At 70.9% G+C, this 25,546-nt stretch carries 22 protein-coding genes; 11 read left to right on the top strand and 11 right to left on the bottom strand.

Features of this window, described 5'->3' with window-relative positions; all coding sequences use genetic code 11:
- Positions 1–142: 142 nt before the first annotated feature.
- Both ACH4YP_RS41770 and ACH4YP_RS41765 read right to left on the bottom strand, forming a co-directional pair.
- A complete protein-coding gene (locus tag ACH4YP_RS41770) occupies positions 143–820 on the bottom strand; it encodes a response regulator (protein WP_398496391.1) in 678 nt (225 codons plus the stop codon).
- A gap of 44 nt (positions 821–864) precedes the next feature.
- Positions 865–2,067: a sensor histidine kinase gene (locus tag ACH4YP_RS41765; RefSeq protein ID WP_361050065.1), complete on the bottom strand. Its 1,203-nt coding sequence runs from the start codon at positions 2,065–2,067 to the stop codon at positions 865–867.
- A 149-nt stretch (positions 2,068–2,216) separates the two neighbouring features.
- On the opposite strand from ACH4YP_RS41765, the gene ACH4YP_RS41760 reads away from it, so the two are divergent.
- Positions 2,217–3,374: an SAM-dependent methyltransferase gene (locus tag ACH4YP_RS41760; protein WP_398496439.1), complete on the top strand. Its 1,158-nt coding sequence runs from the start codon at positions 2,217–2,219 to the stop codon at positions 3,372–3,374.
- Between the two features lie 31 nt (positions 3,375–3,405).
- On the opposite strand, the gene ACH4YP_RS41755 is transcribed toward ACH4YP_RS41760, so the two are convergent.
- Entirely contained in the window at positions 3,406–4,566 is a 1,161-nt protein-coding gene (locus ACH4YP_RS41755) for an NADH-quinone oxidoreductase subunit D (protein ID WP_398496388.1), read from the bottom strand.
- Positions 4,567–4,597: 31 nt separating this feature from the next.
- On the opposite strand from ACH4YP_RS41755, the gene ACH4YP_RS41750 reads away from it, so the two are divergent.
- On the top strand, positions 4,598–5,113 hold the full coding sequence (locus ACH4YP_RS41750; protein ID WP_361050071.1) for a PH domain-containing protein: 516 nt from the start codon (positions 4,598–4,600) through the stop codon (positions 5,111–5,113).
- Complete coding sequence (locus ACH4YP_RS41745; protein ID WP_398496386.1) at positions 5,110–6,522, top strand: PH domain-containing protein; 1,413 nt, start codon at positions 5,110–5,112, stop codon at positions 6,520–6,522. The genes ACH4YP_RS41750 and ACH4YP_RS41745 overlap by 4 nt, the downstream gene beginning before the upstream one ends.
- Before the next feature lie 138 nt (positions 6,523–6,660).
- Here ACH4YP_RS41745 and ACH4YP_RS41740 read toward each other — a convergent pair whose 3' ends face one another.
- Both ACH4YP_RS41740 and ACH4YP_RS41735 read right to left on the bottom strand, forming a co-directional pair.
- Entirely contained in the window at positions 6,661–8,478 is a 1,818-nt protein-coding gene (locus tag ACH4YP_RS41740) for a hypothetical protein (RefSeq protein WP_398496384.1), read from the bottom strand.
- A gap of 311 nt (positions 8,479–8,789) precedes the next feature.
- A complete protein-coding gene (locus tag ACH4YP_RS41735) occupies positions 8,790–9,914 on the bottom strand; it encodes an alpha/beta hydrolase-fold protein (RefSeq protein ID WP_361050076.1) in 1,125 nt (374 codons plus the stop codon).
- 227 nt (positions 9,915–10,141) lie between these two features.
- Between ACH4YP_RS41735 and ACH4YP_RS41730 the strand changes: the two genes are divergently transcribed.
- The 6 genes from ACH4YP_RS41730 to ACH4YP_RS41705 all read left to right on the top strand — a co-directional run bounded on the left by ACH4YP_RS41730 (position 10,142) and on the right by ACH4YP_RS41705 (position 15,338).
- Entirely contained in the window at positions 10,142–11,947 is a 1,806-nt protein-coding gene (locus ACH4YP_RS41730; RefSeq protein WP_361050079.1) for a phosphatidylglycerol lysyltransferase domain-containing protein, read from the top strand.
- A gap of 279 nt (positions 11,948–12,226) precedes the next feature.
- Complete coding sequence (folP, locus tag ACH4YP_RS41725; RefSeq protein ID WP_143640407.1) at positions 12,227–13,105, top strand: dihydropteroate synthase; 879 nt, start codon at positions 12,227–12,229, stop codon at positions 13,103–13,105.
- Positions 13,102–13,605 (top strand): nuclear transport factor 2 family protein, encoded by a 504-nt coding sequence (locus tag ACH4YP_RS41720; protein WP_200397460.1) that lies wholly within the window; start codon positions 13,102–13,104, stop codon positions 13,603–13,605. Before folP ends, ACH4YP_RS41720 begins: the two co-directional genes overlap by 4 nt.
- Before the next feature lie 236 nt (positions 13,606–13,841).
- Positions 13,842–14,201, top strand: a complete 360-nt coding sequence (folB, locus tag ACH4YP_RS41715; RefSeq protein WP_361050084.1) for a dihydroneopterin aldolase — start codon at positions 13,842–13,844, stop codon at positions 14,199–14,201.
- Positions 14,198–14,806, top strand: coding sequence for a 2-amino-4-hydroxy-6-hydroxymethyldihydropteridine diphosphokinase (gene folK, locus ACH4YP_RS41710; RefSeq protein WP_361050087.1), 609 nt, complete (start codon positions 14,198–14,200; stop codon positions 14,804–14,806). The genes folB and folK overlap by 4 nt, the downstream gene beginning before the upstream one ends.
- Before the next feature lie 46 nt (positions 14,807–14,852).
- On the top strand, positions 14,853–15,338 hold the full coding sequence (locus ACH4YP_RS41705; protein WP_361050090.1) for a DUF3180 domain-containing protein: 486 nt from the start codon (positions 14,853–14,855) through the stop codon (positions 15,336–15,338).
- A gap of 119 nt (positions 15,339–15,457) precedes the next feature.
- On the opposite strand, the gene folE is transcribed toward ACH4YP_RS41705, so the two are convergent.
- The 6 genes from folE to dacB form a co-directional block, all read right to left on the bottom strand.
- Entirely contained in the window at positions 15,458–16,063 is a 606-nt protein-coding gene (gene folE, locus ACH4YP_RS41700) for a GTP cyclohydrolase I FolE (protein WP_361050093.1), read from the bottom strand.
- Between the two features lie 147 nt (positions 16,064–16,210).
- The gene (ftsH, locus tag ACH4YP_RS41695) at positions 16,211–18,247 is read right to left on the bottom strand and encodes an ATP-dependent zinc metalloprotease FtsH (RefSeq protein ID WP_398496437.1); all 2,037 of its coding nucleotides are present in this window, start codon (positions 18,245–18,247) and stop codon (positions 16,211–16,213) included.
- Between the two features lie 212 nt (positions 18,248–18,459).
- Positions 18,460–19,020 carry a hypoxanthine phosphoribosyltransferase gene (gene hpt / locus ACH4YP_RS41690; protein ID WP_143640508.1) on the bottom strand — a complete coding sequence of 187 codons (561 nt, stop codon included), beginning with the start codon at positions 19,018–19,020 and terminating at the stop codon, positions 18,460–18,462.
- Positions 19,021–19,127: 107 nt separating this feature from the next.
- Positions 19,128–20,189 (bottom strand): tRNA lysidine(34) synthetase TilS, encoded by a 1,062-nt coding sequence (gene tilS / locus ACH4YP_RS41685; protein WP_398496380.1) that lies wholly within the window; start codon positions 20,187–20,189, stop codon positions 19,128–19,130.
- Positions 20,190–20,362: 173 nt separating this feature from the next.
- Complete coding sequence (locus tag ACH4YP_RS41680) at positions 20,363–21,487, bottom strand: zinc-dependent metalloprotease (protein ID WP_361050099.1); 1,125 nt, start codon at positions 21,485–21,487, stop codon at positions 20,363–20,365.
- 136 nt (positions 21,488–21,623) lie between these two features.
- Complete coding sequence (gene dacB, locus ACH4YP_RS41675; protein ID WP_398496378.1) at positions 21,624–23,186, bottom strand: D-alanyl-D-alanine carboxypeptidase/D-alanyl-D-alanine-endopeptidase; 1,563 nt, start codon at positions 23,184–23,186, stop codon at positions 21,624–21,626.
- A 79-nt stretch (positions 23,187–23,265) separates the two neighbouring features.
- On the opposite strand from dacB, the gene ACH4YP_RS41670 reads away from it, so the two are divergent.
- Entirely contained in the window at positions 23,266–23,757 is a 492-nt protein-coding gene (locus ACH4YP_RS41670) for an inorganic diphosphatase (RefSeq protein ID WP_055610781.1), read from the top strand.
- A 104-nt stretch (positions 23,758–23,861) separates the two neighbouring features.
- Positions 23,862–25,520 carry a threonine/serine exporter ThrE family protein gene (locus tag ACH4YP_RS41665; protein ID WP_398496376.1) on the top strand — a complete coding sequence of 553 codons (1,659 nt, stop codon included), beginning with the start codon at positions 23,862–23,864 and terminating at the stop codon, positions 25,518–25,520.
- Positions 25,521–25,546: the final 26 nt, after the last annotated feature.

Below are 25,546 nucleotides of genomic sequence, written 5' to 3'. Positions count from 1 at the left end.
CACGGACCGGGGGCACCCGCGGCCGCCGTACGCCCCAAGAGGCGCGCGGCCGAACGGGATCAGCCGCGATGCGGTCGGCCCTCCTGGCGGCCGTGGTCTGGTCGGTCGGTCCACAGCTGCTCCGCCCGCCCCCGGACGGTGGTCAGCCCTGTCCCCCGCCCCCGGCCCGCACCAGACCCGTCTCGTAGGCGAGAACGACGACCTGGACGCGGTCGCGCAGGCCCAGCTTGGTGAGGATGCGGCCCACATGGGTCTTGACCGTCGCCTCGGAGAGGACGAGCAGGGCCGCGATCTCGCCGTTCGACAGGCCCTGCGCGACCAGGATCATCACCTCGCGCTCGCGCCCGGTGAGCCGCTCCAGCTCCTTGTGCTGGGGGTCCTTGCCGGCGCTGGGCAGCATCGGCGCGAACCGGTCGAGCAGGCGCCGGGTCGTGGAGGGCGCGACCACCGCGTCGCCGCTGTGCACGGAACGGATCGCGGTGAGGAGCTCACCGGGCGGCACGTCCTTGAGCATGAAGCCGGAGGCACCGGCCTTGAGCCCCGAGAAGGCGTACTCGTCGAGGTCGAAGGTGGTCAGGATCAGCACCTTCGGCGGGTTCTCGTCCTGACAGATGCGACGGGTGGTCTCCACGCCGTCCAGCTTCGGCATGCGTACGTCCATGAGCACCACGTCGACCCCGGTCGCGCGCAGCACCTGGAGGGCCTCGACGCCGTCGCCCGCCTCCGCCACGACCTCCATGTCCGGCTGGGCGTCGAGCACCATCCGGAACCCGGTGCGCAGCAGCACCTGGTCGTCGACGAGCATCACGCGGATCGGCATGGGAAGGTCCTCCGGTCGGTTCGTGGAGCTGAAGCGTGCACGTGTCAGTGGGCCGGCTTGAGCGGAAGCAGGGCGCTGATGCGAAAACCGCCGCCCGGCCGCGGCCCGGCGTCCAGGGTGCCGCCGACCATACCGACGCGCTCGCGCATCCCGATCAGGCCGTGGCCCCGGCCGTCGGCGCCGCCCTCCTCGTACAGCTCGTGCGGGGCGCCCTGGCCGTCGTCCTCGACGAGCAGGCCGAGACCGTCGTCGAAGTAGACCAGGCGCACGCTCGCACCCGTGTTCGGCCCCCCGTGCTTGCGGGTGTTGGTGAGGGCCTCCTGCACGATGCGGTACGCCGTGAGCTCCACGCCGCTGGGCAGGGGGCGCGGAGTCCCCTCGATCTTGAAGTCGACGGGGAGTCCGGAGGTGCGGCACTGCTCGACGAGGTCGTCGAGCTGCTCGACGTCGGGCTGCGGCACGTACTCGCCGGACTCCTGGTGTTCGCCGGTGCGCAGTACGCCCAGGAGGCGGCGCATCTCGGCGAGGGCCTGCCGGCCCGTCCCGGAGATGGTCTCCAGGGCCTTCTTGGCCTGGTCGGGAGCGGAGTCGAGGACGTACGCCGCGCCGTCGGCCTGGACCACCATCACCGAGACGTTGTGCGCGACCACGTCGTGCAGCTCGCGGGCGATCCGGGCGCGCTCGGCGGCGACGGCGACCTTGGCCTGCGCCTCGCGCTCCTTCTCCAGACGGGCGGCCCGCTCCTCCAGCTGCGCGAAGTAGGCGCGGCGGGTGCGCAGGGAGTCGCCGAGCACCCAGGCGAGGGCGAACGGGACCATCTGGAAGACCACTATCGCGACGTGGCCGGCGCCGCTCGTGTTCTCGTCCGGCCAGCGCAGCTGCGAGAGCGGCGCCGCGAACAGACCTGCGGTCAGGGCGAGCCGGGAGGCCCAGCGCGTGCCGTTCGACGCCACGGTGAAGCTGATCACCAGCAGCGCGAAGTCGGCCGGCACCACCGCCACGTCCAGTGCCAGCTGTGCCACGCCGACGGCGACGGCCAGCAGCAGCATCATCTCGGGCATGCGCCTGCGCAGCGCGATCACCAGGCAGAGGAGCAGGGTGACCGGGACGACGACGACCGGGAGGTCGGTCCCGGTGGCCTCCTGGTTCACGGTTCCGCCCACGACAGAGATCCCGAGCAGGAAGACGGCCCAGAAGCTGTCGACCCACATCGGGTGCCTGCGGAGAAAGTCATAGAGGCGCTGCACGTAACCCAGCGTAGGGAAGCGTGCTGTGTGCAGGGGTCAACCGGAGGGTCGATCCGTAACCGGTGCTCGTACTCCCCAAGGTGGAGGCCCGATTCGACTTGGCGCTTAACCTGACGCGGTGGAAGCGGTCGGGAGCAGTGGTGGGCGCAGTGAAGCGTGAGAGCGCGGGCGGGGTGCGCGGGTGGCGCCCGGCGACCGAGGAGGCGCTGTACGGGCCCTCCGGTTTCTATCGCCGCCCGGAGGGGCCCGCGGGCCATTTCCGCACCTCGGTGCACGCGTCACCGCTGTTCGCGGGGGCCGTGGCCCGGCTCCTGTTTCTCGTCGACGAGGCGCTGGACCACCCCGCCGAACTCGCCTTCGTCGACATGGGCGCGGGCCGCGGCGAGCTGGTGACCGGCGTCCTGAAGGCGCTCCCCGCCGAAGTGGCCTCCCGCGCGCGCGGGTACGCCGTGGAACGGGCCGCCCGCCCCGCCGGACTCGATCACCGGATCGAGTGGCTCCCGCAGCCCCCGCCGGGCGTCACGGGCCTCCTGTTCGCCAACGAGTGGCTCGACAACGTGCCCCTGGACGTGGCCGAGGTGGACACGGAGGGGACGGCACGGCTCGTTCTCGTACGGGAGGACGGGACGGAGTCCCTCGGGGAACCGGTGACCGGGGCGGAGGCGGAGTGGCTGGCGAGGTGGTGGCCGCTCACCAGGACTCCGGGCAGCCCGCTGCCGCTCCCTGGAGCCCCGGACGGCCCGCCCCCGCCCGAGGACCCGCCCGAGGAGGTCCGCCCGCCCGCAGCGGGCCTCCAGGGCCCCGCTCAAGGCCTTCACGGACTTTGCGGCCCTCACGGTCAGGCTGCCGACGGCCTCCGCGCCGAGATCGGGCTTCCCAGGGACGACGCCTGGGAAGCCGCCGTGGCCTCCCTCGGGCGGGGTCTCGCCGTCGCCGTGGACTACGCGCACTTCGCGGGGGCGCGGCCGCCCTTCGGGACGCTGACCGGGTTCAGGGAGGGCAGGGAGACCGCACCCGTGCCCGACGGCTCCTGTGACATCACCGCGCATGTGGCGCTGGACGCGTGCGCCCTGCCCGGGGCACGGCTGCTGAGCCAGCGGGAGGCGCTGGGAGCACTCGGGGTGAGCGGGGGGCGGCCGTCCCTGAGCCTGGCCTCCACGGACCCGACGGCGTACGTACGGGCCCTCGCGGGCGCGGGCGAGGCCGCCGAGCTGACCGCCCGGGGCGGACTCGGCGACTTCGGGTGGCTGCTCCAGCCGGTTGGAATTCCGAACCCGCTCTCCCGCGGAAAACAGCCCTCTACGTAGAGCACGATTTTCCCGGAGCCCCGACAGCGGCCTACTTGTCGATGTCCCCGACCACGAAGAACAGCGACCCCAGGATCGCCACCATGTCCGCGACCAGCGTGCCCGGCAGCAGTTCCGCCAGCGCCTGGATGTTGTTGTACGACGCCGAGCGGAGCTTCAGCCGGTACGGGGTCTTCTCGCCCTTGCTGACGAGGTAGTAGCCGTTGATGCCGAGGGGGTTCTCGGTCCAGGCGTACGTGTGGCCCTCGGGGGCCTTCAGGACCTTCGGGAGCCGTTGGTTGATGGGGCCGGGGGGCAGCTCCGCGAGCCGGTCCAGGCAGGCGTCGGCGAGGTCGAGCGCGACGTGGGTCTGCTCCAGGAGGCACTCGAAGCGGGCCAGGCAGTCGCCCTCCTGGCGCGTGACGACCCTCAGGGTGTCCTGGAGCTCCCCGTAGGCGAGATACGGCTCGTCCCGGCGCAGGTCGAAGTCGACGCCGGAGGCGCGGGCGATGGGACCGCTCACTCCGTAGGCGTGCACGGCCGCCTGGGAGAGGACGCCCACATCCCTCGTACGCCCGCGGAAGATCTCGTTGCCGAGGACCAGGTCGTCGAAGCGGTCCATGCGGGAGCGCACTCCGGCGACGGACGCACGCGCGCGAGTGGTCCATCCGGCGGGCATGTCCTCCTTGAGGCCGCCGACCCGGTTGAACATGTAGTGCATGCGCCCGCCGGAGATCTCCTCCATGACGTGCTGGAGTTCCTCGCGCTCGGTGAAGGCGTAGAAGATCGGCGTGATCCCGCCCAGTTCCAGGGGGTACGAGCCCAGGAACATCAGGTGGTTCAGGACCCGGTTCAGCTCCGCGAGCAGTGTGCGCGTCCATACCGCGCGCTCGGGGACCTCCATGCCGAGCATCCGCTCCACGCCGAGGACCACGCCCAGCTCGTTGGAGAAGGCGGAGAGCCAGTCGTGGCGGTTGGCCAGCATGATGATCTGGCGGTAGTCGCGCGCCTCGAAGAGCTTCTCCGCGCCGCGGTGCATATAGCCGATCACCGGCTCCGCGTGCTGGATCCGCTCACCGTCGAGGACGAGCCTCAGCCGCAGCACGCCGTGTGTGGACGGGTGCTGGGGCCCGATGTTGAGCACCATGTCGGTGCTCTCCGCGGCGCCGCCGATACCGACTGTGGTCTCCGTGGGACCCAACGCAGGAGTCATGGGAACAGTGTCGCGTACGTACGCTTGCGGCATGGAGACCGGGACCTCGGACAACGCGGGGCGGACAGCGGGGCAGGCGGCGGGCGAGCCGGTGTGGATCGGACTCCCGCCGGGGCTGCTGAGAATGCGACGGCTGCTGCTGGTGGTGTGGCTGGGGCTGCTGACCATCGGTACGGGCCTGCTGCTCGGCCTGCTCGCCGGGCCCGGCTGGGCCGCCTTCGCCCTGCTTCCGCTCACGCTGCTGCTGTGGGGCTGGCCGATGCTGGGCCGGAACTGGCGGTCCTGGCGGTACGCCGAGCGCGCGGACGACCTGCTGATCAGCCGGGGTGTGCTGTGGCGCGAGGAGACCGTCGTGCCGTACGGGCGCATGCAGCTGGTCGAGGTCACCTCCGGCCCCGTCGAGCGGCACTTCGGGCTGGCGAGTGTGCAGCTGCACACGGCCGCCGCGGCGACGGACGCCCGCATTCCGGGGCTGGACCCGGCCGAGGCCGAACGGCTGCGCGACCGGCTCACCGAGCTGGGCGAGGCCCGATCGGCGGGACTGTGACGACGCCGGGCGCCTCCAAGGACGTACGGGACGAGCCCCGGCCCGTACCGGAGGAGGCGCCCGCGCCCGGCGAGGTGTCCGTACCGGACGAGGCGGCCGAGGGCGTGCGGAAGGACACGACCGGGCCGACCGAGCGGCGGCTGCACCCCGTGACGCCGCTTCGGCGCGCGTGGGCGCCCGTCGCCGTGATCGCCGGCTGGGCCGTGCACGACCCCGACCAGGCGCAGCGGCAGCTGACGCGGCTCACCACGATGACGCTGACGGCCGTCCTGGTCGCAGCCGTCCTGGGGGCCGCCCTCTACGGCTTTCTGAGCTGGTGGTTCACGCACTTCGCGGTGACCGACACCGAACTGCGCATCCGTACGGGCCTGGTGTTCCGGCGCACCGCGCACATCCGGCTCGAACGGCTCCAGGCGGTCGACGTCACCCAGCCGCTGCTGGCCCGCGTGGCCGGTGTCGCCAAACTCAAACTCGACGTCGTCGGCACCGACAAGAAGGACGAGCTGGCCTATCTGGGCCAGGAGGAGGCCCGGGTACTGCGGGCCGAACTGCTCGCCCGGGCCGCCGGTTTCGCGCCCGAGACCGCGCACGAGGTGGGCGAGGCGCCGGTGCGGCGGCTGCTCCACGTGCCCGCCGGTGTCCTCGCCGTGTCGCTCGTCCTGACCGGCGCCACCTGGGGAACGCTGGCCGCCGCCCTCGTCGTACCGCCGCTCCTGTGGTTCGCCACCCACAGCGTGTGGACGGTACTCGCGACGGCGCTTCCGCTGCTCGGCGCTGCGGGCGCGAGCAGCGTGGGACGGTTCGTCGGCGAGTACGACTGGACCGTGGGCGAGTCCCCCGACGGCCTCCGCATCGACCACGGGCTCCTCGACCGTACGCACGAGACGGTGCCGCCCGGGCGCGTCCAGACCGTACGCATCGTCGAACCGCTGCTCTGGCGGCGGCGCGGGTGGGTCCGGGTCGAGCTGGACGTGGCGGGCTCGTCCAACTCCGTACTCGTACCGGTCGCTCCGCGCGAGGTCGCCGACGCGGTCGTCGCGCGGGTGCTGCCGGGGGTGACCGTGCCCACCTCACTGTCGCGTCCGCCGCGCCGGGCGGGCTGGTGCGTGCCGTTCTGGTGGCGGGGTTACGGACTCGCCGTGACCGACACCGTCTTCGTGGCCCGGCACGGGCTGCTGCGCCGCAGCATCGCGCTCGTGCCGCACGCCAAGGTGCAGAGCGTGCGCCTGGAGCAGGGGCCGTGGCAGCGCCGCAAGGGGCTGGCCGACGTCCGCGTGGACACCGGCGCCAACAAGGCCGTGACGGCCCGGCTGCGGGACGCCTCCGAGGCGGCGGAGCTGCTGTACGGACAGGCGGACCGCTCGCGCACGGGGCGGCGGGAGGCCCGGCCGGACCGGTGGATGGCCTGAGCGGCGCGACGGGCACGACTCGCTCGACCGGCTCGTGAGGAGCCTGGGGAGCGAACGGCGTGAGGGCAGTGGCGGGTTGGTCGCCACTGCCCTCATCGCGTACGCGAAGCCCTACGGGTTGTACGAGTCCTTCGGGTTCTACGAAACCGCGCTGCGCAGTTCCGCCAGGTCGATCTGTTCCGTCTCGTCGTGCGCGGTCAGGTCGATGACCTGGCCGACACCGCGGGACTCCTCGCTGATGGGCTTGAACTCGGACTCGGACTCGGCCTTGTGGAGCGCGAGCGCCTCCTGGCCCACCACGTCGGCGAGGTCCTCGTTCTGTACGGCCTCCAGCGCCTCGGCGCCCTTCTGCGTACCGAAGAAGTCGAACCCGCCCTCCACGGAGGGGCGTCGCGCGGGCGAGGCCGGCGCGACCGCGACGGCCGTCGGCACGGTGAAGTGCCCGGCGGGGCGCGCGGCGGGGGTGAGGGCGGCCGCGCTCGTCGGGGAGTGGGTCGTCGCTCCGGTCTCGGGCCGCCGCTGCACACGGGCCACTTCGGACGGGGTGGGCCGCGCGAGGGCGGTACCCGGCGACGGCTCGGGGGCGGGCGCGGTGCGGGTCGCCGTGGACTGAAGGGGCGTCACGTCGATCGCCGTGGCCTGCGCGTGCGGCCGTACCGTCTCCGCGGGTTGCGTGGCCTGAGCGGGCCTCGCTGATATCGGTGCGGTCGCGGCGGCCGTGCGCTCATGCCCGCCGACCGCCTCGGACTTCCCCCGCGTCTCGCCCTCCTGCCCGGCGTCACCCTTGGCCGGGGCACCCGTTACGGTGCTGCCGGCCGCGGAGGCGCCCTTGGCGGAGCCGTTCGGCGAACCGTTCGGCCGCGGCGCCCGCTTGCCGGGGCCGCCCGGAGAGGGCGAACCCTTGGGGCCACCGCCCTTCGTGGTGGCCCGCTTGACCGGACCGCCCTTCACGGAGGGGCTCGGGGCGGAGCCGCCCGTGACCGCCGGGGCGTCCTGGCCGGAGCCGTCCGTCGCCGTGTCGTCCTGAGCGGAACCGTCCTCGACGGAGTCGGAATCGGAGTCGGAGACCGAGTCGGCCGCCGCGGGGGCGGTGTCCTCGGGGGCGGCCTCGGCTTCAGAGGAGTCGTCCATCGCCGAATCCGTCGCGGAGTCGGCCGTCGCGGAGTCGGCCGTCGCCGAACCGTCCTCCGCCGTGGCGTCCTCAGCAGGCGTGCCGTCCTCGGACACGTCCTCCGCGGAGTCGCCGGCCGAACCCGCAGAACCCGCGACCTCGGCCGCATCGACCACATCGGCCGCATCGACGACCGCGGCCTTCGCGAGCCGGTCCAGCGCCGCGTTGGCCTTCACATAGAGGACCGAGGCCGCCGCGGACGCCGCGAGGGCGGCCTGGACGGTCGCCGCGGTCGCCTCCGGAACCGTGTCCTGGGCGGAGCCGGACGCCGTCTCGTCGGTGTCCGGGGGTATCGAAGCCGCCGCGGGCAACGCCACCCGGGCCGGAGCCGTCGCCTCTATCTCAAGGAGCCGGCGGCCCTCCAGCGCGGTGGCACGCTCGGTCTCCGCCGTGGCGTATCGCCGCAGCAGCGCGGCGTGTTCGTTGCGCAGGCCCTGCAACTCGGCACGTTTCGAACGGAGTCGCTGCTCCAGCTTGGTGCGCAGCTCGCGCGACTCGTCGAGATCGGTCTCCAGCTCGGCGGCCCGCTCCTCGTGACGCCACTCGTCGCTCGCACGCGCGCGCGTGAGGTCCGCGACGCGTTTGCCCGCCGACGCGTCCCAGCGGCGCATGACGACCGCGCCCGCGACAGCCGTCGCCGCGGCACCCGCGGCCAGCCCTCGGAGCACCGGCGTTTCGGAGAACAGCCATGGCCCCGCGGCGCAGACGGCGGAGACGCCTGCGATCGCCGAGGGGGGCAACAGCCGGTGCAGAGGTGGGGAATGGCGGTGACGTCCTCGTGGCATGGCCAGAAACTTACCGCGCGTAGGCGAATCGTGGTGCCCCGCGGTGCAAAAACACAGCCACACCGAGACCTTCTCACCGCACCATCACCGGGCAATCTCCGCACCGGCCGCTCGACGACCACGACTTCGGTCCCTCATCGGCCGCCCCAACCGCCGCCGCGCGGCCGCTGTTTCTTGATCGCCCTTCTCCCGAATCGACCCTTCTCCCGCGGATCGCGAATTCCGAGCGGGGTTCTCGACGCTTTCTCCCGGCGTCCGGCGGCCGACGTCCGGGAAAGGACGCCGGCCGGGAAAAGCCCGTCAGCGATCGCTCATCGGTCGCTCAGCCGCCCGCTGATCCACTGCAGGGTCCCCGGGATCTCGCGCCGCCAGGTGTTGAAGTTGTGCCCTCCGCTGTCGAGGATGATCGACGAGATCCGGGTCGGCTTCTTCGCCTGCAACAGGTCGATGAACCGCAGCGTCTCCTGGTAGTTGCTCTCGCCGTTCCTGCTGCTGCTGACGAGCAGGGAGGTGTCGGGCGCGGGCTTGTGCTTCAGGTACCACATAAGGTCGGCGCGGTTCTTCAACTCCTCGTTCCCGTGGAAGAGATCGCCCGTCGTGGGGTCGCTCGGCGCCCTGTAGTAGGGGGAAAGGCCGGCCCCGGCGGCGTATGTCTCCGGGTGGTGGATCGCGAGCTTCAGCGCGCAGTAACCACCCGTGGAATCGCCGACGATTCCCCAGCTCCCGGGCTTTTTACCCACCCTGTAGTGGTGCGATACCGCGTCGGGCAGGTCCTTGGCGAAGAACGACTCGGTCTTCGGGCCGCCAGGAACGTCCACGCATTCCGTGTCGCGAGGCGGCGCGACGGTCGGCCGCATCATGACCAGGATCATCGGCTGCATCGTGCCGTTCTTGGCCAGCCGGTGGGCGGTCTGCGGATAGTGCAGTCCCTTGATGAGTGCCTCCGCGGTACCCGGATAGCCGGTCAGCACGACAGCCGCCGGGAACGTACGGGTGCGGTACTGCGGTTGGAAGTACTCCGGAGGCAGATAGACGTACGCGGGGGACGCGATATGGGTCCGCCTGCCCACGATGTCGACCTTCTGGATCTGGCCGCCGATCTGCGGCCGCGTGCCGCCGGAGACGTTCACCTGTCGGGTGTCGACCACCTGGAGCGGACCGTTCGTGCCCGCGGCGTCGTGGTCGACCACGATGCCCTGGCCCGACTCCTGGCCGAGGAGGTCGGCCCAGCTGGCGTAGAACCCGAATGCCTGGTTGGCGCCGAGGCCGATCGACGCGAAGATCGCGACCTGCGTGGCCAGGAGGAGGCCGATCCGCCCGGACACGGCACGCCAGTTGCGCCGCGCGAGCCGCGGCCACCACCACACCGTGCCGACGAACAGCAGCACCGCGAAGAGGACCGCGAATGCCAGCACCTTGTTGCTCGTGAGACCCATGGGCTGTTCCTGCCTGCGCTTTCCGGCCGGTGACCGGCGCCGCCTCCTTGACCGCGCCTTGTCCCGGTCTTTCCTTGCCCTTTAAAACCGTTTTCCGATGGGGAGTGAACCTGCCTCCCCAAGACACCGTCCTAGAGGGCGCAATGTCGCCGGATGCCGGATTGGCACCGGATTCAAGGTCTCTCGCGGAACTACGGGATGCGATGTCTGTCAGGATAGATGGGGAATTGTCGGGTGAGGTTCCGGCTCGAACGGGCCGACTGCGGGGCGTACTCCGCGGTCCGCGCCCCGAGGCCGTTCCCGCCCTGGTCGCCAGGGCCTGCACGCTCGTAGGGCTGCTGGACATCGCGGCGGGTGTCTTCCCGCGCTTCCGCCACAGCCGTATGCACACACTCGCCGAGGTGCTGCCGGGCGCGTTCGGTCCGTTCGCGGCCGCCCTGTCCCTCAGCGCGGGCGTCCTGCTGCTGCTCCTCGCCCACGGTCTGCGCCGGCGCAAACGGCGGGCGTGGCGGGCCGCCGTGGTACTGCTCCCGCTGGGCGCCCTCGCCCAGTTCAGCTACCGGCACTCGCTCATCGGGGTCCTCATCTCGGTGGCGCTGCTGGCCCCGCTGCTGCGCCACCGCAGTGAGTTCGAGGCGCTGCCCGACCCGCGCAGCCGCTGGCGGGCGCTGGCCAACTTCGTCCTCATGGGCGCGGGTTCACTCCTCCTCGGCCTGCTGATCGTCAGCGTCCACTCCAACCGGATGGTCGGCAACCCGAGCATCGCGGACCGCATCAGCCATGTGCTGTACGGCCTGTTCGGCTTCGAGGGGCCGGTCGACTACCAGGGCAACACGTCCTGGACGGTGGCCTTCTCCCTCGGCGCCCTCGGCCTGCTGACCGCCGTGACCACCATCTACCTGGCCTTCCGTCCCGAACACCCGGCCGCACGCCTGACGGAGGACGACGAGACACGGCTGCGCGCCCTCCTGGAGAAGCACGGCGGCCGCGACTCGCTCGGCCACTTCGCGCTCCGCCGCGACAAGGCGGTCGTCTTCTCGCCGAGCGGCAAGGCGGCGGTGACGTACCGCGTCGTCTCCGGGGTGATGCTCGCCAGCGGCGACCCGATCGGCGACGTCGAGGCCTGGCCCGGCGCCATCGAACGCTTCATGGACGAGGCGAAGGCCCACTCCTGGACGCCCGCCGTCATGGGCTGCTCCGAGACGGGCGGCGAGGTCTGGACCCGCGAGACCGGCCTCGACGCCCTAGAGCTGGGCGACGAGGCGGTGGTGAAGGTCGCGGATTTCTCCCTGGCCGGACGCGCGATGCGGAACGTACGCCAGATGGTGAAGCGCATCGAGCGAGCCGGTTACGAGACCCGCGTACGGCGCATCCGTGACCTGAGCGAGGGCGAGCTGGACCGGATCCGGCGGGCCGCGGAGGCCTGGCGCGGCACGGACACCGAGCGCGGCTTCTCCATGGCGCTCGGCCGCATCGGCGACCCGGAGGACGGCGACTGTCTGATCGCGACGGCCCACAAGGAAGACACCGATCCGGGCCCGTACGGCGATCTGAAGGCCGTGCTCCACTTCGTCCCCTGGGGTGCGGACGGGGTCTCCCTCGACCTCATGCGCCGCGACCGCTCGGCGGACCCCGGCATGAACGAACTCCTCATCGTGGCGGCCCTCCAGGCGGCGCCCCGCCTGGGCATCACCCGCGTCTCCCTGAACTTCGCGATGTTCCGCGCGGCCCTGGCCCGCGGCGAGAAGATCGGCGCGGGCCCCGTCCTGCGGGCCTGGCGGGGTCTGCTGGTGTTCCTCTCCCGCTGGTTCCAGATCGAGTCGCTCTACAAGTTCAACGCGAAGTTCCGCCCCTACTGGGAGCCCCGTTTCGTCGTCTACCGCTCCTCCCGCGACCTCCCCCGCATCGGCTTCGCCGCCATGCAGGCCGAGGGCTTCGTCAACCTCGCCCTCCCCCGCCTCCTGCGCCGCCGCGCATCGGCCCCGCGCCCCTGCGCCCACGCCGTGACGGAACGAGACGTACGAGCGGCGTAACCGCCTCCGCACCCCGTCCCCACACCCACACCAAAGACCCCGACCGCCACGCGACGCCCACCCCCGCGCCGCGCGGCGGTCGGTTGCTTTCTGGGGTCGTCGGGGGGCCGAGGCCTTGAACCCGAACCTTGAAGCCCGATCCACGAGTGGGTGGGCGGGAAACCAGCCGCGAAGCGGCAATAGGCCCCAGCCACAGACAACGATCAGCCGCCGAACAGGACGAGCCCCCCACCACCAAGCGCGACCAACCGCCAACCGCCGGGGGCCTAGGCTGGGCACATGAGCAAAAGGAGCGGGCGCAGCCAAGTCGCGGGCCTCCCGGAGTGGGACCGCTGCGCGGTCATGGGCGTGGTGAACGTGACCCCCGATTCCTTCTCGGACGGCGGCCACTGGTTCGACACGACCGCCGCTGTCAAGCACGGCCTCGACCTGGTCGCGGAGGGCGCGGACCTGGTCGACGTAGGCGGCGAGTCCACCCGCCCCGGCGCCGCGCGTGTCGACGAGGCGGAGGAGCTCAAGCGCGTCATCCCCGTGGTCCGGGGCCTCGCTTCGGAGGGCGTCACCGTCTCGGTCGACACGATGCGCGCCTCCGTGGCCGAGCGCTCGCTCGCCGCGGGCGCCGTCCTCGTCAACGACGTCAGCGGCGGCCTCGCCGACCCGGCGATGATCCCGGCCGTCGCCGCCGCGGGCGCCCCCTTCGTGGTCATGCACTGGCGCGGCTTCCTCCAGGGCAGCACCGTACGGGGGTCGTACGAGGACGTCGTCTCCGAAGTCGTCGCCGAGCTGCACGCACGCGTGGAGGCCGTTCTGGCGGGCGGTGTCGCCGCGGACCGCATAGTCGTCGACCCGGGCCTCGGTTTCTCCAAGGAGGCCGAGCACGACCTGATCCTGCTCGCCCACCTCGACCGTCTCCGGGAGCTCGGGCACCCCGTGCTGGTGGCGGCCTCCCGCAAGCGGTTCCTGGGCCGCGTTCTGGCGGGCCCCGAGGGCGCCCCGCCGCCCGCCAGGGAGCGGGACGCCGCCACCGCGGCCGTCTCCGCGCTCGCCGCGCATCAGGGCGCGTGGGCCGTCCGCGTCCACGAGGTACGGGCCACCGCCGACGCCGTCCGGGTCGCCCGGGCCGTGGAGGGCGCACGAGCCGCAGAGGGAGACCGGTGAGCGCCCCGCACACGGACGTCGAGCAGGTCGAACTCGCCAACACCGCCTTCTACGAGGCGATGGAGCGGGGCGACTTCGAGGTGCTGTCGTCGATCTGGCTGACCCCGTCCGACCTGGGCCACGACGAGGAGTACCACGACCCCGCACAGGCCGGCGAGGTCTCCTGCGTCCACCCCGGCTGGCCGGTGCTCAACGGCCGCGGCGAGGTCCTCAGGTCGTACGCCCTGATCATGGCGAACACCGAGTACATCCAGTTCTTCCTGACCGACGTGCACGTTTCGGTCACCGGCGACACCGCCCTGGTGACCTGTACGGAGAACATCCTCAGCGGCGGCCCGTCGCCCGAGGACAGCGACGAACTCGGTCCGCTCGTGGGCCAGCTCGTCGTCGCCACGAACGTGTTCCGCCGCACACCCGAGGGCTGGAAACTCTGGTCGCACCACGCCTCTCCCGTACTGGCCGAATCCGGCGAGGAAGAAGAGGACGAGTCGCCCGCTTGAGTGGGTAGGGGCCAAGCGGAGGTTGAGATCACCAGTCCGGGGTATGGGCGGCTACCAGCCCGTGAGCCGTCGCACACCCCGAAGAAAACACTCGATGAATCCTCCTTGCCCTCTGGCGGGGCGAGCCCCCTGCGGGCGAGCGCTGTCAGTGCTCGCAGGTAGATTCGAATGAGGCTGGTGTTGCCGACCGCACTCGGGAGAGCCCGCCGTTACCGACGACTGCAGGAGTGATTCGCGTGGATCGTGTCGCGCTGCGCGGCCTCAGGGCCCGTGGGCACCACGGTGTCTTTCCCAAGGAACGCGAAGAGGGCCAGACCTTCATCGTGGACCTCACGCTGGGCCTGGACACCCGGCCCGCCGCGGCCGACGACGACCTCACGAAGACCGTGCACTACGGCATCGTGGCGGAGGAGGTCGTGGCCGTCGTCGAGGGCGAGCCGGTGAACCTCATCGAGACGCTCGCCGAGCGCATCGCCCAGGTGTGCCTCAAGCACGAGGGGGTCCAGGAGATCGAGGTGTGCGTCCACAAGCCGGACGCCCCGATCACGGTCCCCTTCGACGACGTGACCGTCACCATCATCCGGAGCCGAGTATGACCGCGTTCACCGAGGGCCAGAGCGACCCGACCGTCCAGCCGGTGCCCGCCTCCGTGGTGGAGCGCGTGGACGCCGCCGACACGACCCTGCAGAACCCCAGGCGTGCCGTGCTCTCCCTCGGCTCGAACCTCGGCAACCGTCTGGAGACCCTCCAGGGCGCCATCGACGCCCTGGAGGACACCCCCGGCGTCCGCGTCAAAGCGGTCTCCCCGGTGTACGAGACGGAGCCGTGGGGCGTGGCCCCGGGCAGCCAGCCGACGTACTTCAACGCGGTGATCGTGCTGAAGACGACCCTCCCGCCCTCCTCGCTCCTGGAGCGCGCCCACGCGGTCGAGGAGGCCTTCCACCGCGTCCGGGACGAGCGCTGGGGCCCCCGCACGATCGACGTGGACATCGTGGCGTACGCGGACGTGGTCTCCGACGACCCGGTCCTGACCCTCCCCCACCCCCGGGCCCACGAGCGCGCCTTCGTGCTCGCGCCCTGGTACGACGTGGAGCCCGAGGCCCAGCTCCCCGGCCGTGGCCCCGTGGCGCACCTGCTCGCCGACGTTCCCAGGGAAGGGGTCGCGCCCCGCGCCGACCTGGAACTCCAGCTGCCCGAGTAGTCGTTAAGGTCGAGACGCACACAGGCGGGTCGATCGAAGGGGCAATGTGAAAGAGCTGCGCATCAGGACGCTGGCCGCGGTGTTCTTCGTCGCCGGGGTGCTGTCCTGGGCGGGTGCCCGCCTGTGGAACTCGGTCGGGACGCTCCCCCGGGTCCCGCTGGCCGCCCCGATCGTCCTCGCTCTGATCGCCGTCGTGCTGCTGGCCACGGCGCTCTCCCTGAGGGCCCGTCTCAAGGCCCAGCGCGAGCGCCGCCCCGACGCGAAGGGCGTCGACCCGATGATGGCGGCCCGAGCGGTCGTTTTCGGCCAGGCCAGCGCCCTCGTGGCCGCCCTCGTCGCCGGTATGTACGGCGGCACGGGCGTCTTCCTACTGGAGTCCCTCGACATCCCCGCCCGCCGCGACCAGGCCATCTACGCCGGCTTCTCCGTCCTCGCGGGCATCGCCGTCATAGCGGCCGCCTTCTTCCTGGAGCGCGTCTGCAAGCTCCCGGAGGACGACGACACGAACGGCGGCACGGCCCACGCGACCTGAGCGGGGCGCGGCCCTGTCCAGGGGCGCGGAGAACCGCGCCCAGCCACACCGAACCCGCACGTACCGCGAAGCGCTCCGCTCCCGAGAGGGAGAACGCACCCGCGAAGCGACCGTGGCGCTCAGCGAGCCATGATCAGGCTCATCGCCTCGTTACGGGTGGCGGCATCCCGCAGCTGCCCCCGGACCGCCGACGTTATGGTCTTCGCCCCCGGCTTGCGGATCCCCCGCATCGACATGCACATGTGCTCGCACTCGACCACCACGATCACGCCACGCGGCTCCAGGATCTCCATCAGCGATTCGGCGATCTGCGTGGTGAGTCGTTCCTGCACCTGCGGCCGCCGGGCGTAGACGTCCACGAGCCGAGCCAGCTTGGACAGCCCGGTGATCTTGCCGTTCGTGCTCGGGATGTAGCCGACGTGCGCGACGCCCCGGAACGGCACCAGATGGTGTTCGCACGTCGAGAACACCTCGATGTCCTTCACCAGGATCATCTCGTCGTGGCCGAGATCGAACGTCGTCGTCAGGACGTCCTCGGGCGTCTGCCACAACCCCGCGAAGATCTCCTTGTACGCCCTGGCCACCCGCCCCGGCGTCTCCCTCAGCCCCTCACGGTCCGGGTCCTCACCGACCGCGATCAGCAGTTCTCGTACGGCGTTCTCGGCGCGTTTCTCGTCGAACTCGCCGATCGCGCCCTCTCCGTCCAGCGTCACGGGATCGGTCATCTCGTGCCTCGTTCCTGAGCCTGTGACGCGTACGGATCACGCGTCTCATGTTCGGGCATACAACGATGCCGCGCCCCCCAGGCTAAGACCTGAGGGGCGCGGCATTTCGTTCCGAGCCTGGTGAGGTGTATCGCACCCGAGCCCGGATCAGCTCTCGGAACGGTCCTCGGGGGCCGACTCGGTCACCGGGAGCGCCTCGGTGGAGGCTTTGCTCGCGGTGATCGCGGGACTGGCGCCGTTCGTCCCGTTCGTCAGTGACAGCTCCCTGGGGGAGAGCACCGGCGGGCGGGTGGACGGCGTGCGCCGGGAGGAACCGGTCCACGCGGGGCGGGCCGGACGCTTGATGAGGGGAGCGAAGACCTCGGCGATCTGCTCCTTGCTCAGCGTCTCCTTCTCCAGCAGCTGGAGGACCAGCGCATCGAGGACGTCGCGGTTCTCGACCAGGATCTCCCAGGCCTCGTTGTGCGCGTTCTCGATGAGCTTCTTGACCTCTTCGTCGACGAGCGCGGCGACCTCTTCCGAGTAGTCGCGCGGGTGCGACATCTCCCGGCCCAGGAAGGGCTCGGTGTTGTCGCCGCCGAACTTGATCGCGCCGAGACGCTCGGTCATGCCGTACTGCGTGACCATCGCGCGGGCCGTGGCGGTGGCCTTCTCGATGTCGTTCGCGGCACCCGTGGTGGGGTCGTGGAAGACGAGCTCCTCGGCCGCACGCCCGCCCAGCATGTATGCCAGCTGGTCGAGCATTTCATTGCGGGTCGTGGAGTACCTGTCCTCGTCCGGCAGGACCATCGTGTAGCCGAGAGCACGGCCTCTGGAGAGGATCGTGATCTTGTGGACCGGGTCGGAGTTCGGAGACGCCGCCGCGACCAGGGCGTGTCCGCCCTCGTGGTACGCGGTGATCTTCTTCTCCTTGTCCGACATGATCCGGGTCCGCTTCTGCGGGCCCGCGACCACACGGTCGATCGCTTCGTCGAGCATGTCGTTGTCGATGAGCTTCAGGTTGCTGCGCGCGGTGAGCAGCGCGGCTTCGTTCAGCACGTTCGACAGGTCCGCGCCCGTGAAGCCCGGCGTACGCCGGGCAACCGCGCCCAGGTCGACGTCCGGTGCGACCGGCTTGCCCTTCTGGTGAACCTTGAGGATCTCCAGACGGCCCTGCATGTCCGGGCGGTCGACCGCGATCTGGCGGTCGAACCGGCCGGGGCGCAGGAGGGCCGGGTCGAGGATGTCCGGACGGTTCGTGGCGGCGATGAGAATCACACCGCCCTTGACGTCGAAGCCGTCCATCTCGACGAGCAGCTGGTTCAGCGTCTGCTCGCGCTCGTCGTGACCACCACCGAGGCCGGCGCCGCGATGGCGGCCGACCGCGTCGATCTCGTCGACGAAGACGATCGCCGGGGCGTTCGCCTTGGCCTGCTCGAACAGGTCACGGACCCGGGAGGCACCGACACCGACGAACATCTCGACGAAGTCGGAACCGGAGATCGAGTAGAACGGGACGCCCGCCTCACCCGCGACAGCACGCGCGAGCAGCGTCTTGCCCGTACCGGGAGGCCCGTAGAGGAGCACGCCCTTGGGGATCTTCGCCCCGACGGCCTGGAACTTCGCCGGTTCCTGGAGGAACTCCTTGATCTCGTGGAGCTCCTCGACCGCCTCGTCCGAGCCCGCCACATCGGCGAACGTCGTCTTCGGGGTGTCCTTGGTGATGAGCTTCGCCTTGGACTTCCCGAAGTTCATGACCCGGGAGCCGCCGCCCTGCATCTGATTCATCAGGAACAGGAAGACGACGACGATGAGGACGAAGGGGAGCAGGGACAGCAGGATGCCGACGAAAGCGTTCTGCTTGGTCGGCGAGACCGTGTAGCCGTCCGGAATCTGCTTGTTCTGGTACTTGTCCTGGAGGGTGGTGGCCAGGGCCACGCCCTGGTCGCCGATGTAGCTCGCCTGGATCTTCGAGCTGCCCTCGACCTTTGTACCGTCCTTGAGCTCGATCTTGATGATCTGCTCGTCGCCGGTGGTGAGCTTGGCCTGCTGGACCTTGTTGTCATTGATCGCCTGGACGACCTGGCCTGTGTCCACCGTCTTGTAGCCGCCGGACGAGCCGACGACCTGCATCAACACGACCACGGCAAGGACGGCCAGCACGATCCACATGACCGGCCCACGGAAGTATCGCTTCACGTCCATCCATACGGAGCGATGCCGCCCCGTCCCTCCTGCCATAGTGAGTTTGATAAGACTGTTCTTCGGACGGTACCTCAGCATTGCCACCCGAAGCTGCGCGGTCCGGCTGACAAACCCGTCTACGCATGCTCCAACGGCGCGAAACCCGCTGGGGTTCCCGGACGTCCTACAGGGGTTGGACCCCTGTCAGTGGGACGCCGTCCCTCCAGGGTGCCTCAGCCGCCGTAGACGTGAGGCGCGAGCGTACCGACGAACGGCAGGTTCCGGTACTTCTCCGCGTAGTCGAGGCCGTAGCCGATGACGAACTCGTTGGGAATGTCGAAGCCGACCCACTCCACGTCGATCGCGACCTTCGCGGCCTCCGGCTTGCGCAGCAGCGTGCACACCTTGAGCGACGCGGGCTCGCGGGAACCCAGGTTGGAGATCAGCCAGGAGAGTGTGAGCCCGGAGTCGATGATGTCCTCGACGATCAGGACGTGCTTGCCCTTGATGTCGGTGTCGAGGTCCTTGAGGATCCGCACCACTCCGGAGGACTGGGTGCCGGCCCCGTACGAGGACACCGCCATCCAGTCCATGGTGACGGGGGTGGACAGGGCCCGGGCCAGGTCGGCCATGACCATCACGGCGCCCTTGAGGACACCGACGATCAGCAGGTCCTTGCCCGCGTACTCCGCGTCGATCTTCGCGGCCAGCTCGCCCAGCTTCGCGTCGATCTCTTCCTTGGTGATGAGCACCGACTTGAGGTCGGTGCCCAGGTCTTTCGCGTCCACCCGCATCACTTTCGGTCGTCCCACCGGCTGCTTCCCGGCCCTCCCCTAAGAGGAGCCGCTCCCCGAAGGGGTTGCCCTCCGGGGCGGGTCGCTCCCCGAAGGGGAACCCTTTTTCAGCCTTGCCGAATCACCAGTCTGCCACCCTGCCGCTGGGCGACGACCTTGCCCGGGAGGTTGATGGCTCCCTGACCGCGCCAGCCGGTGATCAGCCGGTCGACCTCTTCGATGTGCCGGGCGAACAGCGAACCGGCGGGCGCCCCGGCCTCGATGGCGGCGCGGCGCAGGATGCGGCGGCGCACGGCGGGCGGCAGGGCGTACAGCTTGGCGCACTCCAGGAGGCCCGTGGCGTCGCGCACGGTGGCCTCGGCCTGACCCGCCCACGCGTCGAGCGCGTCGGCGTCGTCACGGGACAGCTGGGCCGTACGGGCGAGTGCCTCGACGACGCCCTTGCCGAGCGCCTTCTCCAGGGCAGGCAGTCCCTCGTGGCGCAGCCGGGAACGGGTGTACGCCGGATCCGCGTTGTGCGGGTCGTCCCAGACGGGCAGGGACTGGACCATGCAGGCCTTGCGGGCGGTCTGCCGGTCGAGGTGCAGGAAGGGGCGGCGGTAGCGGCGAGCGGCTCCCGGCCCTCCGGAGACGGCGGCCATTCCGGACAGGGAGCGGATGCCGGAGCCTCGGGCCAGGCCGAGCAGGACGGTTTCGGCCTGGTCGTCGCGGGTGTGGCCGAGCAGGACCGCGGCGGCGCCGTGGCGCTCGGCGACGGCGTCCAGTGCGCCGTAGCGCGCGTCGCGGGCGGCTGCCTCGGGTCCGCCGTCCCGGCCGACGGTGACGGCCACGGACTCGACCGGGGCCAGGCCCAGTTGATTGAGGCGCAGTACCACCTCTGCGGCGCGCAGGTCGGAGCCGGGCTGCAGGCCGTGGTCCACGGTGACAGCGCCGGCGCGGATGCCGAGTTTGGGGGCTTCGAAGGCGAGGGCCGAGGCGAGCGCCATGGAGTCGGCGCCGCCGGAGCACGCGACGAGCACGAGCGGCGGGGGCGGCTGCTCGTGCGAGGTGCCCGGGGAGGCAGGGGAGGCGGAGGTGGCGGCAGGGGAGGGCGTGTGATCGGTGAGGACGTCATGGAGCACGCGGCGGACCGCCAGGCGTATCGCCGCGACCGCAGGATGGGGACCCATGTCCGGTTCCCTTCATGAAATTGTCGGGGGGTGAGCCCGAGGTTCGGTCACTCAGAGTGTGTAGATGGTGACAGAACCGGGCCGTTCCCCGAGCATTGCACGCCTACCCATCGCTCACGGTCCCTCGGACGGGTGATTGGAGGGGCGTTCACCTGCCGTCGGCCGGATTCAATTCACGACTCTGCCTTACGGTGCACCCGCGCGACCCAGTCCGCCGGTTTGGCGATCTCCGACTTGGTGGGAAGCGTGTTCGGCGAGGTCCACACCCGGTTGAAGCCGTCCATGCCGACCTCGTCCACGACCGCGCGTACGAATCGCTCCCCGTCGCGGTACTGGCGCAGTTTGGCGTCGAGGCCGAGCAGCTTGCGCAGGGCCAGGTCGAGGCGGGAGGCGCCGCGGGCGCGTCGCTGCTGGAACTTCTCGCGGATCTCGGCCACGGACGGGACCACGGCGGGGCCGACACCGTCCATCACGAAGTCGGCGTGTCCCTCCAGGAGGGACATCACGGCGGTCAGCCGGCCGAGGATCTCGCGCTGGGCGGGAGTCTGCACGATCTCGACGATGGAGCGCTGGTCGTCGCCCTCCTCACCCTCGGGACGCCCGCCCGCGAGGGACTGGGCGGCCTCGCGGACGCGCTCCAGGACGGTCATGGGGTCGACCTCGGTCTCCCCCAAGAAAGACTGGATTTCGCCCTCCAGGTGGTCACGCAGCCAGGGCACGGCCGTGAACTGCGTGCGGTGGGTCTCCTCGTGGAGGCAGACCCAGAGCCGGAAGTCGTGGGGCTGGACGTCGAGTTCGCGCTCCACGTGCACGATGTTCGGCGCGACCAGGAGGAGGCGTCCGCCGCCGTTCTCTCCGGCCGGGAGTTCGCGGGTGGCCGGGGCGAACGTCTCGTACTGGCCGAGGACCCTGGAGGACAGGAAGGACAGCAGCATGCCCAGCTCGACGCCGGTGACCTTGCCGCCGACGGCGCCCAGGACGGCTCCGCCGGGGGTGCCGCCGCGACGTTCCTGCATCTTGTCGAGCAGCGGTTTGAGCAGTTCCCGGAACCCGGCGACGTTCGCCCGGACCCAGCCCGGGCGGTCGACGACGAGGATGGGGGTGTCCCGGAGGTCGTCGCCGCCCATCCGCGTGAAGCCGCGGACGTGCTCCTCCGATGCCTTCGCGTGCCGGCGCAGCTCGGCGACGACGGCCCTGGCCTCGTCGCGGCTCACTTCTGGGCCCGGCCTTACGAGCCGGGTCGCGGTCGCCACCGCGAGATTCCAGTCGACCATCTCCGCACCACCGATGCTCGTCATGCAGTCAACCGTACGTGAGCGCTGCCGCTTGGGGCAGGGAGTGGACCGTAGGGGTACCTCTTGTGGAAAACGTGCGGGTCGGCTGTGGCTGAGCGCGCAGTTCCCCGCGCCCCTCACGGGGCGCCTCCCCGCAGACTCAGTTGCAGCCGCAGGTCGCCAAGGTTGACGCCAGGGCGTCCAGGCCCTTCTGAGTGGCTGTGGGCTCTGTGGGCGGGTCGGATGCCGTCAGGAAGGCGAAGGCCAGGAGGTGGCCGTCCGTGTCCACGACCGTGCCCGCCAGTGTGTGCACGCCGGTCAGGGTGCCCGTCTTGGCGCGTACGAGGCCGGTGCCGGGCTGGCCCGCGTAGCGCGTGCTCAGGGTGCCGGTGAAACCGGCCACGGGGAGGCCCGTGAGGGCGGCGCGCAGCTCGGGGTGGGCCGGGTCGGCGGCCTTGGCCAGCAGGGCGGTGAGCAGGTCCGCGGTGAGCTTGTCGGCGCGGTCCAGGCCGCTGCCGTCGGCGAACTCCACGCCCTTGAGAGGCAGTCCGAGCTTCTTCAGCTGCTCGCGGATGGCGGTGCCGCCGCCCTTGAAGCTCGCCGGTTCGTCCGCGGCGACGGCCGTCTGGCGGGCCAGGGCCTCGGCGATGTCGTTGTCGCTGTTGGTGAGCATGCGTTCGACCAGGGCGGACAGGGGCGGGGACTTCACCGTGGCGAGAGCCTTGGCGCGGTCGGTCGCCTTGGCGGGGACGGGGTCCGCTGTCTTGATGCCCCGGTCGTTCAGCAGGCCCGCGAACTTCTTCGCCGCGTCGGCCGCCGGTTCCTCGCTGCGCTTCGCGGTGCCGCTGGAGGTGTCGTCGAGGCGGCCCTCGTCGGCCATCAGGGCGGTCACCCGGGCGACGTTGGTGTTGTCGAGCCCGATCGGGTGGACGTCGGGGCCCTCGTACAGCGAGGTGTCGTACGAGAGGGTCACCTCGTCGGTCTTGCGGTCCTTGAGGGCGCGGGCGGTCTTGTCGGCGAGGGTGCGCAGGCTCGCGTTGCCCTCCGCGTCCTCGCGGGCGGTCAGCGTGGGGTCGCCGCCGCCGACGAGGACGACCTCCTGCTTGTCGGGGGCGCCGGGTTCGAGGACCGTACGGGTCGCGATGCGGTGGTCGGCGCCCGCCGCGGTGAGGGCCGCGACGGCCGTGGCGATCTTCGTGGTGGATGCAGGGGTCAGCGCGTCGTCCGCGCCCTTGCCGTACAGGCGCTTTCCGGTGGCCAGGTCGACGACGGCGGCCGCACGTTCGGAGCCCAGCGCGGCGTTGTCGAGGAGCGGACCGAGGACGTCGGCGAGGGCCTTCTCCGTGGGGGACGGCCCGGCGCCGACGGAGCCGCCGAGTCCGGTGAGCACGGACGCGGCGCTGGGGGCGGGCGCGGGCGCCTTTCCGGACGTACCGGACACATGGCCGTGATCTGCGCCACCTGCGCGCCCCTGCGATGCGGCCCAGTCGCGCTCCGCCGTACGCTGACCGGTGGAGTCCCAGGGCCCGGCCGCGGTGACCACGGTGGCCGCCACGACGAGTCCGAGGGTGGCGGAGCCGGCCGTGAACTGCACGGTCGACGGCCGCGTGACCAGCGGCTTCACGGCTCCCACGGCCCGCAGGAGTTGCGGTCTCACGGACCGCGCGATCCGCACCACACGCGGTCTCGCGGCCCGCCAAGCCTTCAGCTCTGGCACGACCACCAGCCCCTTTCGCGATCACACACCTGCGTGAGGGACACTTAACCACCAGAACTATGTGCTGATCATGGAGGAGCCACCGGTGGAGTTCGACGTCACGATCGAGATTCCGAAGGGTTCACGGAACAAGTACGAGGTGGACCACGAGACCGGTCGGATCCGTCTGGACCGTCGTCTCTTCACCTCGACCAGTTACCCGGCCGACTACGGCTTCGTCGAGAACACCCTCGGCGAGGACGGCGACCCGCTGGACGCGCTGGTCATCCTGGACGAGCCGACCTTCCCCGGCTGTCTCATCCAGTGCCGCACGATCGGCATGTTCCGTATGACGGACGAGGCCGGCGGCGACGACAAGCTGCTGTGCGTGCCCGCGCACGACCCTCGTGTGGAGCACCTACGGGACATCCACCACGTGTCGGAGTTCGACCGTCTGGAGATCCAGCACTTCTTCGAGGTCTACAAGGACCTGGAGCCCGGCAAGTCCGTCGAGGGCGCCAACTGGGTGGGCCGTACGGACGCCGAGGCCGAGATCGAGCGGTCCTACAAGCGTGCCAAGGAGCAGGGCGGGCACTGACCCTCTGTGGCCTGCGGGCCGCGTGACCCCTCGGGGTCGCGCGGCCCCTTTGTCTGTCAGTGCGCATACTGAGGCGTACTGGATGTGCGATTCAGGAGTCGTGGGTGACCGAGCCGGAGGCGGAAGACCGTAAACCGCAGTCGGACGAGGCGAGGAGCGCGTTCGTCCCGCCCGCCGGTGTGGTGGCGCAGCCCGCGCCGGTCGAGGAGGAGTCCTCGACGACGTCGGAGTTCGCGCTCCCCAAGGGGCTCGGCGTCCCTCATGCGCCGGCCGCCGACTCGGAGGGGTCGGCGTTCAGTACGCCGAGGACGTACAGCTCGAAGTACGCCCCGGCGGCCTTCACCCCGCCGACCGGCATACCGCGGGTCGATCTCACCACCCAGAACGTTCCCTGGCAGGACCGGATGCGCACGATGCTGCGCATGCCCGTCGCCGAGCGGCCCGTGCCCGAGGCCGTGCAGAAGACGGAGGACGAGGGTCCGGCCGTCCCGCGCGTGCTCGACCTGACCCTGCGTATCGGCGAGTTGCTGCTCGCGGGCGGCGAGGGCGCCGAGGACGTGGAGGCGGCGATGTTCGCCGTCTGCCGCTCGTACGGCCTCGACCGCTGCGAGCCGGGCGTCACCTTCACGCTGCTGTCCATCTCGTACCAGCCGTCGCTGGTCGACGATCCGGTGACCGCCTCGCGGACCGTACGGCGCCGGGGCACCGACTACACGCGTCTGGCGGCCGTCTACCAGCTCGTCGACGACATCAGCGACGACGAGACCGAGGTCTCCCTGGAGGAGTCCTACCGGCGGCTCGCGGAGATCCGCCGCAACCGGCACCCGTACAACGGCTGGCTGCTGACCATGGCCACCGGAGGCCTCGCGGGCGCGGCCTCCGTGCTCGTCGGCGGTGACCTGATCGTGTTCGTCGCGGCGGCCGTGGGCGCGATGCTCGGCGACCGGCTGGCGTGGCTGTGCGCGGGGCGCGGGCTGCCGGAGTTCTACCAGTTCACGGTGGCCGCGACGCCGGCCGCCGCGATGGGGGCCGCCCTCACGATCGCGCACGTCGACGTGCGCGCGTCCGCGGTCATCACCGGTGGGCTGTTCGCGCTGCTGCCCGGGCGGGCGCTGGTGGCGGGCGTGCAGGACGGGCTGACCGGCTACTACATCACCGCGGCGGCCCGGCTGCTGGAAGTCATGTACTTCTACGTCGGCATCGTCATCGGCGTCCTCGTGATCCTGTACTTCGGCGTGAAGTTCGGCGCCGAGCTCAATCCGGACGCGGCCCTGCAGTCCTCCAACCGGCCGGGGTGGCAGATCGCCGCATCGATGCTCCTGACGCTCTGCTTCGCTGTGCTGCTCCAGCAGGAACGTTCCACCGTGCTGATCGTGACGCTCAACGGAGGCGTGGCGTGGAGCGTGTACGGGGCCATGCACTACGTGGGCGAGATCTCGCCCGTCGCCTCCACGGCCGCGGCGGCCGGGCTCGTGGGGCTGTTCGGGCAGCTGCTGTCGCGGTACCGGTTCGCTTCGGCGCTGCCTTACACCACCGCGGCGATCGGGCCCCTGCTGCCAGGTTCGGCCACGTATTTCGGGCTGCTGGCGATCGCTCAGAACGATGTCGACGAGGGGCTGGTGTCGCTGACGAAGGCGGCTGCCCTTGCGATGGCCATCGCTATCGGGGTGAATCTGGGGTCCGAGATTTCCCGGTTGTTCCTGCGGTTGCCCGGCGCTTCCGCGGGGGCACGGAGAGCTGCGAAGCGCACCCGCGGGTTCTGAGGCGCGGGTGGGCTTGTGGGCGCGTT

Origin of the sequence: Streptomyces sp. NPDC020747 (assembly GCF_044334695.1) — a bacterium.
Taxonomy (GTDB): Bacteria; Actinomycetota; Actinomycetes; order Streptomycetales; family Streptomycetaceae; genus Streptomyces.
Note: the sequence above shows the minus strand (reverse complement) of the source record. Positions and strands in the feature narration are given on the sequence as shown.